At 66.1% G+C, this 4,270-nt stretch carries 4 protein-coding genes and 1 pseudogene; 3 read left to right on the forward strand and 2 right to left on the reverse strand.

Translation table 11 applies throughout. The features are described from left to right. Positions 1-249, reverse strand: a pseudogene (locus GPT33_RS17305) (YebC/PmpR family DNA-binding transcriptional regulator); the annotation flags it as partial. 242 nt (positions 250-491) lie between these two features. Here GPT33_RS17305 and GPT33_RS17310 point away from each other — a divergent pair. Together GPT33_RS17310 and GPT33_RS17315 are read left to right on the forward strand one after the other, a co-directional pair. Continuing rightward, positions 492-2,462 (forward strand): LOG family protein, encoded by a 1,971-nt coding sequence (locus GPT33_RS17310; RefSeq protein WP_296811506.1) that lies wholly within the window; start codon positions 492-494, stop codon positions 2,460-2,462. A 37-nt stretch (positions 2,463-2,499) separates the two neighbouring features. Continuing rightward, positions 2,500-3,336 carry a MipA/OmpV family protein gene (locus GPT33_RS17315; protein WP_296811508.1) on the forward strand — a complete coding sequence of 279 codons (837 nt, stop codon included), beginning with the start codon at positions 2,500-2,502 and terminating at the stop codon, positions 3,334-3,336. Here the strand turns inward: GPT33_RS17315 and GPT33_RS17320 are convergent. Continuing rightward, positions 3,285-3,503, reverse strand: coding sequence for a hypothetical protein (locus tag GPT33_RS17320; RefSeq protein WP_296811511.1), 219 nt, complete (start codon positions 3,501-3,503; stop codon positions 3,285-3,287). The two genes, GPT33_RS17315 and GPT33_RS17320, sit on opposite strands and share 52 nt — an antisense overlap. Before the next feature lie 35 nt (positions 3,504-3,538). Between GPT33_RS17320 and GPT33_RS17325 the strand changes: the two genes are divergently transcribed. Then, on the forward strand, positions 3,539-4,270 hold a 732-nt coding region (locus GPT33_RS17325; protein ID WP_296811514.1), incomplete at its 3' end, for a hypothetical protein.

Below are 4,270 nucleotides of genomic sequence, written 5' to 3' on the forward strand. Positions count from 1 at the left end.
CTCGTAGTCGTCGCCCTCCATCCCGCCGGCACCGCGCTTGATGGCGCGCTCGACCGTGTCGCGCGGCATGTTGGCGCCGAACGCCTTGTCCATCGCAAGACGCAACCGGGGGTTGGCGCCCGGATCACCGCCGCCTTCGCGGCTCGCGACCGTCACCTCGCGGATCAGCTTGGTCCAGACCTTGCCGCGCTGTTTGTCCTGCGCCGCCTTGCGATGCTTGATGTTGGCCCATTTGCTGTGACCCGCCATCGATGACCTCTCTTCACTCGAAATCGATCAAGCGTACATCCCGCGCGTTGAACCCGGCGCCTGATCCGGGCCGGTTGACACCGCGGGAGTCGCGCTGCATGTTGTTCGGCCGGTCATTCTAGCATCGGCCGGGAAACACCGGGTAAACCCGGCGCGCGGATACGAGCACAGACCGCCCGGCGGGCCCGCTCCCGAACGTCGATCCGTCCCCGGCGACACCCTAGCGACATCAGGACCAGTACATGTACGCGACCCCCGAAACCGGCGACGGTTGGATCACGGCCCTCGTCGGCACCGACGAGGAAGGCATTCGGGTCGAGGCGCGGTTCGCGATCTCGCCGCGGTTTCGCGCGCTCGTGAAGGGTCGGGAGTCCGACCTGGTCTTTGCCGCCCGCAGTCGGCTCGCGCGGATCGGTATCAACATCTGTCCGCTCGACGAGCCGCTCTTCAACGGGGACCATTGCACACTTAAGCTCCAGGTGGTCTCGGCAATCCACTCCTTCGGCATCGCCGAGCACCTGCAGCACATCGTGGTCCCGGGCCTGCGGGTCGGACGTCTGGTGTTTTGCCCGCAGGAGAATCGGCTCGACTCCGCCGCCATCCACGCACTCATCCAGGGCAACGAGATTCAGGTCCCGGCCGGCTTCTCGGTCGACAGCAACGGCTATCTCATCCTGCGGCCGCAGCGTCAGCTCTTCCGATTTCTCCAGCCCTTGACGCTCGAGCAGATCACGGCGATCGCCACCCATGCCGACGGCAAGGATCTGCTCAACCGGCTGCAGATCCGCGAGGCGGTCGATCACATTGCACTGCCGCCGAACGACGGACTGGTGACGGCCTGCTCCATGTTTCTGCACCGCCACTACGTGGTGCTCCGCAATCTGGACGACGCGCTCGGCTTTCATCTGCAGGCAACGGTGCTGGACCCGGTCTCCACGCGCGGCACGAACGTCTACCTGGAGTTCATCAACCGCTCCGAGCAGTTGATCATCAATCCGAGCGTCGCCGCATCGGTACACGACGCCATCCCGGTCACGCCGAGTCGGCGCTACTGGCATGGCCGTGCGAGCACCTCGTCCGCCGACGCGGAGAGCGGCAACGACTATACGCAGCTCGCGGAGGTCTTCGATCGGCTCGAGGCGGGTCCACTCGAAGATCGCTACTCGCATCGTATGATGGCGGTGACGCAGCATCCCGAGACCCTGCTCGACGGAGGTCGGCCGGATCGGATCTGGACCCGGCCCGAGGAGCCGCGCGACCCGCGCGGCGGGACCGATCTGGCGGCCGGCTTGGTCGCCGAGGGATTGAAGCTCGACACCCGCACCGAATTCGGTACCGGGATCCTGGAGGATCTCGCCGACGGCGCACGCGCGACACTGCTGCTCGGCTATTTCCCGAATCTCATCGAGCACACCGAGATCTGCGCCGCGGGCCTGCGCCAGCGCATCGGTCGCATCGTCTTTCGCCGCGCATCCTTCGAACATGGCCACTTCCTCTCCGCGCGGGACCACGGCCGACTGGCCGACTACGAGGGTCTCGGGATCGAGGTCTTCTGGTGCAATCAGACCCGCGGCCATGTCGTCCGACATGTCTTTCGAGGGCTTCGCGGCTATTTCACGACGCCCGAGAAGGTCGACCGCTTCCGCTCCAGCCTGGTCTTCGCCATCTACGGATCCATCAAGCCGCTCGACGAAGGGTCCGCCCTCCAAATCGAGCGCCTTCTAGCCAACCTGAAGGGCCTGTTCGGCAGCGACATCAGCATCCTCACCGGCGGCGGCCCCGGCGCCATGCTCCAGGTGACCGAGGCCGCCCACCGGCTCGGCCTGCTGGTCGGCTCCAGCTACATCGAGACGCTGAACCAAAAGCCCAATCAAAGCGCCGACTATTACCAGACGTTCCAGGCGCGCAGCCGCCAGTCGCGCCAGCGCTGGTTCGAGATCGCGAGCTTCCACATCTTCCTCTCGGGCGGTGTCGGGACGCTCGAAGAGATCGGCCTGACCCTGACGGACATGAAGCTCGGCGTCATCGAGGCCGGACCCATCGTGTTCTTCGACGGCTCGGGCGAGGGTTTCTACTGGGAGGGACTCAAGACCCAACTCGCGCGCATGACCGCCCAAGGCCGACTCCCGAGCTGGGTGCTCGACAACATCCTCATGACCGCGGACCCGGACGCCATCCCGCATTTCTACAAGCAGACCCTGCGGCTGGGGTAAGGTCGTTTTGAGCAACGTGTTTCGACAGGCAATAGGGATGGCGCGGCGCCTGCTGATCCTGCTCTCCACCCTCGCGGCCTCGGCAGCGGCCGAGGAGCTGCCGCTCTGGGAGGTCGGCTTGGGCGGCGGCGTGATCCGCATCCCGGATTATCGCGGCTCAGGCGAGGCCGGCACCTATCCATACCCCTTCGTCATGCCGATCTATCGGGGCCGACAGCTCCAAGCGGACGAGGAAGGCATCAAGGGTGTGCTCGGCGAATCGAGCCGCCTGCGGCTCGATTTCAGCGTCTTCGGCAACGTCCCGGTCAGCAGCGACAACAAGGTGCGCGAGGGCATGGACGACCTGGACCCGATCCTGGAGATCGGCCCGATGCTGCGCTACAAACCATGGACGGCGCTGCGGTCAAGTCAATCGGTGATCCTCGACCTCCCGGTCCGAGCGGCCCTGTCGGTCGGAAACGGGGTCCGATACGTCGGCTATGCGGTCACCCCGCGGATCTCGTACCGGCGCCAAGTCGACCTGTTCGACAGCCCTTGGAAGTGGTCGATCGGCGCCGAGGCGCTTTGGGGATCAGGGGGATTGAACCGCTATTACTATCAGGTCGACGCGGCGGACGCGACGGCACAGCGACCGGCCTACGCTGCCGAGGCCGGCTTCGGCGGCACCCGCCTGCGCACCAGCCTGTACCATCGCGACCGGCAAAAGCTCGTCAGCCTTTACGCCCTCTACGACAACCTTCAAGGAGCCGTCTTCGAAGACAGCCCGCTGGTCGAGCAGACCTCGGGGTGGACCATCGGGTTTGTCGTCACCTGGTTTGTGTTTCAGTCGAAGGACTTGGTCGAAGTAAAGCAATGGGAATGGATAACCGAATAGCGCCTGCAGACGGCTGCCCACCGACGGGCGCCGTAGCCGTCCGGATCCCCGAGCCCCGCTTCGGGCGGTGGTTTCGGGGCACCGAGATCCATCGCACGCATGTCCTCGCCGAAGCGCTCCGGGACCGCGCGCGGATCGCCGATGGCCGTTCCGTCGGTCGCGGCCACATCCTCGATCTCGGCTGCGGCCGGGGGATCGTGACATGATCGCGTATCCGAGCCGGGATTCGGACGACTCAGATGAATCGGTGCTCGCCGATATCCGCTTCGGGATGCACCATGATCGCGACGCCGCCGACCCGCGTCGCATCTGCATCGGCACCCCGCCCATCGCCGGCTCGCCCGACCGCGAGGTCTGGCGTCTGCCGGATATCGGCGCGGCGGGCTGGTCGGGCGACGTCGGTTATGTCTGCGGCGGGGACTTCACCTTTGCGCATCTGCTCGCCGAAGAGCCCGCCGGGACCGACCTGACAGCCGTGGCCCACCGGGCTTACCTGCAACTGCTCGCGTTCCTGAGCGATGCCGGCTTCCCGCATCCGTTGCGCATCTGGAACTACATGTCCCGCATCAACGACGAGGAACTGGGCCTGGAGCGCTATCAAGCCTTCTGCCGAGGCCGAGCCGCGGCCTTTGCGGAGGCCGCGATCCCGGAACGCTGCTTTCCCGCGGCCACGGCCATCGGGTGCGAGGCAACGGGCCTCTCGATCCATCTGCTGGCCGGGCGCGGCCCGGGCGTGCCGATCGGCAATCCCCGTCAGATCAGTGCCTACCGCTACCCCCTGCCCTACGGACCGCGGCCGCCATCCTTCGCACGCGCGCTCTGCTATCGAGGTCCACGCGGAACTTTGGAGCTGGCCATCTCGGGCACCGCGAGCATCGTCGGCCATGTCACCATGCATCCAGGTGACCCGAGGCGCCAAACCCGGGAGACGATC

The sequence above is a fragment of the Thiocapsa sp. genome (assembly GCF_011390875.1).
GTDB lineage: Bacteria > Pseudomonadota > Gammaproteobacteria > Chromatiales > Chromatiaceae > Thiocapsa.

Bases quoted from the DNA above. Each gene is read 5' to 3' on its own strand.
- GPT33_RS17310 (WP_296811506.1), top strand. From the start codon at position 492: ATGTACGCGACCCCCGAAACCGGCGACGGTTGGATCACGGCCCTCGTC.
- GPT33_RS17315 (WP_296811508.1), top strand. From the start codon at position 2,500: ATGGCGCGGCGCCTGCTGATCCTGCTCTCCACCCTCGCGGCCTCGGCA.